The sequence below is a fragment of the Candidatus Angelobacter sp. genome (assembly GCA_035607015.1).
Classification (GTDB): domain Bacteria; phylum Verrucomicrobiota; class Verrucomicrobiia; order Limisphaerales; family AV2; genus AV2.
This window is the reverse complement of the sequence record DATNDF010000177.1, coordinates 1-4228: the sequence shown is the minus strand read 5'-3', so window position 1 is coordinate 4228 and position 4228 is coordinate 1. Positions and strand designations below refer to the sequence as shown.

The window sequence follows — 4228 nt, the reverse complement described above, 5'->3', positions numbered from 1 at the left end:
TCAATCGATCAATTCTGCCAGCGTGCGGTGCTTCCGTTTGAGTTCCAGGATGAGCCGGTCGTACCGATGGATGCGCCGGATGGAGTGGACGATCAGATAAACGGCCAGCGCGGTCAATCCCACGTTGAGAAGGAGCAGCGGCACAAGCAGGTGCATCACTTGCAGGACATCGTAAAATCTGGAAGTGGCAATGAGGACGCTCAAGACGGAAAGCGGCAGGGCCAAAACCGCGATACCGGTCCGGAGCAAGGACAAGGCGGTCCGCTTTTCAGACAGGAGCAACTGCACCACTTCGAGGACGAACGCCTGCGGGTCGTCAGGTTTGTCCGGCGCGTTTGTCTCGTTCATAAATGGATCGGGTGCCAGGGACGGTTTAACACAGTCCAGTTCGAAAAGAACGGATTTCCACCGCGACCGGTGATTTCATTGCTCCAGGATTGACTCGCGCCATTAAAGTGGATTGACCATTGGCGCGTAGGCGGTTACGGGCGGACTCGCGCCGTCGAAAAATATCATTTGCATTCCCGTGGCAAACGGGCAGGGTAAGTCCCAGTTAGATTACTCGTGGATTTCGAGGCCTGGTAGATCTTCAGTTGAACGTGCTTCAGTGATGATTTGAAACCCGATGGTCGGGAACAGCCCGGTAAGAAACAGTCAGTCTAAACTTAGAAAGTCATCAATGAACACGAAATTGTTTGTAGGAAATCTTTCCTTCAACACTACTGAAAACGATCTCCAGGATCTCTTCGCCGCGCACGGTCCCGTGACCAGCGTCGATTTGATCATGGACAAATTCAGCGGCAAGTCGCGCGGGTTTGCGTTTGTCACCATGGAGACCAAGGAAGGCGCGCAAGCCGCCATCGCGGCGCTCAATGGCAAAGACCTGAACGGTCGCGACCTCACCGTCAATGAAGCGCGCCCGCGCGAGGAGCGTCCTCGTTCCGGCGGCGGCGGTTACGGAGGCGGTCGGGGTGGTGGCGGGGGCGGCCGTCGCGATTACAGCAACCGTTACTAAATCGTAGAATTGCCCACAGCGGGTGTGGGACTCTGAACGGCAGCGTCCCGCACCCTTTTTGTTTGCGGTGTCATTTTAGATTGCCGATCGAACCCGATTCGCCCGCGGGCGCGGCGGTAAAAGACTCATGGAAGAACATATTGAAGTGGAAGGCAATGTAGTGACCGTGTTGCCGGGCACGATGTTCCGCGTGGAGTTGGACAACAAGCACCAGGTGCTGGCGCACATCTCCGGCAAAATGCGCAAACGATTCATCCGCCTCACCGTCGGCGATCGCGTCAAGCTCGAGATGTCACCCTACGATCTTGACAAGGCGCGCATCACCTACCGGCTGCGCTGAATTTTTCCTTCGACCGCCCGAGACTGGCCGTTCGCGGTTCGGCATAAAGTCCTCTGAAGTTTGGCATGATTTAAAGGTTCTGTTGGACGCTTGTTTACCCGGCAGGGACCCGGTAAATATTTGGCCCATGAAATTCTCCTCACGATGGGCGTTTCTTCTCCCGGCTCTGCTCTTCGCTTTTTCGATCCGGTCCAACGCCGCAGAGCGCCCCAACGTCAACGTGATCCTCTGGTTCGACACGGAGGACTATCTGCTCCCGGCGGACGATGACGCGACGAAGAGACTGGCTGAAATGCTCACGGAGCGCGGCATTCGTGCCACGTTCAAAATCGTCGGCGAAAAAGCGCGCGTGCTCGAACGGCGCGGCCGCCGCGATGTGATTGCGGCGCTGAAGAAACACGACATCGGGTATCACGCCAATTTTCATTCAGTGCATCCGACGCCGTCCGAATATCTCGCGGATTGTGGCCTGCTGGATGGCATCGACGAGTTCGTGCGACGCGAGGGTCCGGGGGCCGCCGATGTCAGGAGAATTCTCGGCGTTAAAACGCTGGTATGTTACGGCCAGCCCGGTTCTTCGTGGGCATCGCAGACCATTGCCGCGCTGAAGGAGATCGGTGTCGCACCACATGGCGTGCCGTGTTACGTGGACGAAGGGACGCACATCGGCCTGAATGAACAACCCTTCTGGTACGCCAACGCGCTGGTGGTCTATCACATGGGCCAGAACTACACGCGAATGGACCTGCACGATCCGTCGGCCGTGGAACCGGCGAAGGAAAAAGTGTCCGCCATCGCCGAACGGTTGCGTGGCCAGGGCGGCGGACTCATCAGCATTTTCTATCATCCGTGTGAGTGGGTGCACCAGGAGTTTTGGGACGGCGTGAATTTTCGTCGGGGTGCGAACCCGCCGCGCGAGCAATGGAAACCGCCCCCGCAGCGTCCTGCCGAGGAAACCGAGGCGGCGTTCCGGCGTTTTGCCGAATACATCGACCACATTCGCTCCATCCCTGGTGTTCATTTCGTGACGGCAGGCGATTTGCCCGGGACTTACCCGGATGCAGTGCGCACGAAAGGCGCGCCTGAAGAGGATTTGAACCAGATCGCCGCACGGCTGTCGGGCGACGGCATCTCCAACGTTGACTTCCAGGTCATCAATGGTCGCGCCTATTCGGTAGCCGACCAGTTTGAGTTGCTGGCGCTGTCAGTCGGAGAAACAATCGAAGGACGAAAGCCGCGCTTCCCATTAAAGCCGAAGGGACTCATCGGGCCGGGTGCGCCGCCGCCATCATCGACTCACGCTGACCACCTTGACTGGTTCGCGTTTCGCGACGCGACGCGAGATGTGCTCGACTTTGTCAAAACCAACCGGCGCGTGCCGGCGCGGGTGTTTATCGGGGCTGATCCCGTTCCTCCGGCGGACTTTCTTGTGGCGCTCGCTTCGGTTTATGAGTTTCACCGCAGGAATGGAAAAATGCCGACGCAGGAAGGCGTGACGCTCGGAAGGAACCTGGAGTTGCTGCCCGCGCGTCACGTCGCCAGGGACACGCCGGATTTGTTCGCCGGCTGGATCATTCACAAGGAAGGATTCCGCGCGCCGAAAATTCTCGAAGTGGCCCGGCTCCAGGCGTGGACGTTGAAGCCGGCCTTGCCGATCGTCAGCGCAGAATCCGGTCAACGTTGAGATTCAAATCTTCCGACAGCCCTCGCAGGCTGGCCGTCACATCATCGGGCAGATCGATCCCTTCCTCGAGCGCCTTCTCGCGCCGCTCCCACTCCATCTCGCCCGCCAGCCAGATGCGGTCCGCGCCGTCGGCTTTGGGTTCCTGGCGAATCTCGCGGATCGTCCGGTCCATGCGTTCCTCGAATTGCTCCACCGGCATGAACGACGCGATGTTGACGGCGATGAAGGCCGCGCCGTGGCCGGTTGGTTTCGACGGATCGGAAAATGTCCAGCTCAACACCCGCCAGCGGATCGACGCGCCTGTGAGGATTGCGGAGAGCACCTCGATCATGAATGCGATGCCGTAACCTTTATAGCCGCCAAGGGGCGTCAACGACGCGGCATGAGAGAACGGCGTGGGGTCGGTCGTCGGTTTCGCGTGTGCATCCAGCAGCCAATGAGCGGGGATCGTTTTGCCGAGCGCGGCTGCGGCAAAAACTTTTCCGCCGGCCACGGTGCTCGTCGCCATATCGAGAAGAATCGGCTTCTCCTTTCCTGCGGGTGCGGCGAACGCGAACGGATTGCTGCCCATGACCGATCCGCGCGCGCCCGGCGCATTGACCGTCGGGATGTCGTTGGCCATGGAAATGCCGATCATGCCGCGATCGAGTCCCATTGCCGCGTAGTACCCCGCCGCGCCGTAGTGGCAGTTGTTACGCAGGCCGGCAAAGGCGATGCCAGTCGTTGCGGCTTTCGCCATGGCGGTCTTCATTGCAAACACGGACGAAACCATACCCAGCGAAGAGTCCCCGTCCACCCGCGCCCACGCGGGACCCTCGGCCACCACCTTCGGCTGGCCGTTCGCGCGCAGGCCGCCGCCGCGCAGCCGCCGGACATAGGCGCGCAACGCCTTGGTCCCGTGCGTGAACGTGCCCCAGGTGTCCGTGGTGACGAGCACATCCGCCGTGGTGCGCGCGTCCGCCTCGCCGACACCGGCTTTGGTCAGCGCTTCGACACAAAAACAATGGAGGTCTTGAACAGAAACTTTCATTCGCGGGTTCTTTGAGTGCCGGTGCCTGGCGAATTTGAACCATCGGAACGGGCGGGAGTCAACGAAGTGATTGGCAGGGCAAACCCGCCGCGCTTCTCGCGCCAGCCCGCGAAGATCGTTGGGAAGACTGCTGCGAATTCCCCTTCATATATCAGTTGA

General features: G+C 59.8%; 5 protein-coding genes. 3 read left to right on the top strand and 2 right to left on the bottom strand.

Annotated features, from left to right (window positions below; genetic code table 11):
• Entirely contained in the window at positions 1-348 is a 348-nt protein-coding gene (locus VN887_07215) for a hypothetical protein (protein HXT39795.1), read from the bottom strand.
• 331 nt (positions 349-679) lie between these two features.
• Here VN887_07215 and VN887_07210 point away from each other — a divergent pair, with 331 nt between their 5' ends.
• The 3 genes from VN887_07210 (at position 680) to VN887_07200 (ending at position 3039) form a co-directional block, all read left to right on the top strand.
• A complete protein-coding gene (locus VN887_07210) occupies positions 680-1015 on the top strand; it encodes an RNA-binding protein (protein HXT39794.1) in 336 nt (111 codons plus the stop codon).
• A gap of 127 nt (positions 1016-1142) precedes the next feature.
• The gene (gene infA / locus VN887_07205; GenBank protein ID HXT39793.1) at positions 1143-1355 is read left to right on the top strand and encodes a translation initiation factor IF-1; all 213 of its coding nucleotides are present in this window, start codon (positions 1143-1145) and stop codon (positions 1353-1355) included.
• A 127-nt stretch (positions 1356-1482) separates the two neighbouring features.
• Positions 1483-3039 carry a hypothetical protein gene (locus VN887_07200; GenBank protein HXT39792.1) on the top strand — a complete coding sequence of 519 codons (1557 nt, stop codon included), beginning with the start codon at positions 1483-1485 and terminating at the stop codon, positions 3037-3039.
• Here VN887_07200 and VN887_07195 read toward each other — a convergent pair.
• A complete protein-coding gene (locus VN887_07195; protein ID HXT39791.1) occupies positions 3014-4069 on the bottom strand; it encodes an Ldh family oxidoreductase in 1056 nt (351 codons plus the stop codon). The genes VN887_07200 and VN887_07195 overlap by 26 nt on opposite strands.
• Positions 4070-4228 lie beyond the last annotated feature (159 nt).

Excerpts from the sequence above, each read along its gene's own strand:
- infA (HXT39793.1), top strand. The coding sequence starts at position 1,143 with ATGGAAGAACATATTGAAGTGGAAGGCAATGTAGTGACCGTGTTGCCG.
- VN887_07200 (HXT39792.1), top strand. The coding sequence starts at position 1,483 with ATGAAATTCTCCTCACGATGGGCGTTTCTTCTCCCGGCTCTGCTCTTC.
- VN887_07195 (HXT39791.1), bottom strand. The coding sequence starts at position 4,069 with ATGAAAGTTTCTGTTCAAGACCTCCATTGTTTTTGTGTCGAAGCGCTG.
- VN887_07215 (HXT39795.1), bottom strand. The coding sequence starts at position 348 with ATGAACGAGACAAACGCGCCGGACAAACCTGACGACCCGCAGGCGTTC.
- VN887_07210 (HXT39794.1), top strand. The coding sequence starts at position 680 with ATGAACACGAAATTGTTTGTAGGAAATCTTTCCTTCAACACTACTGAA.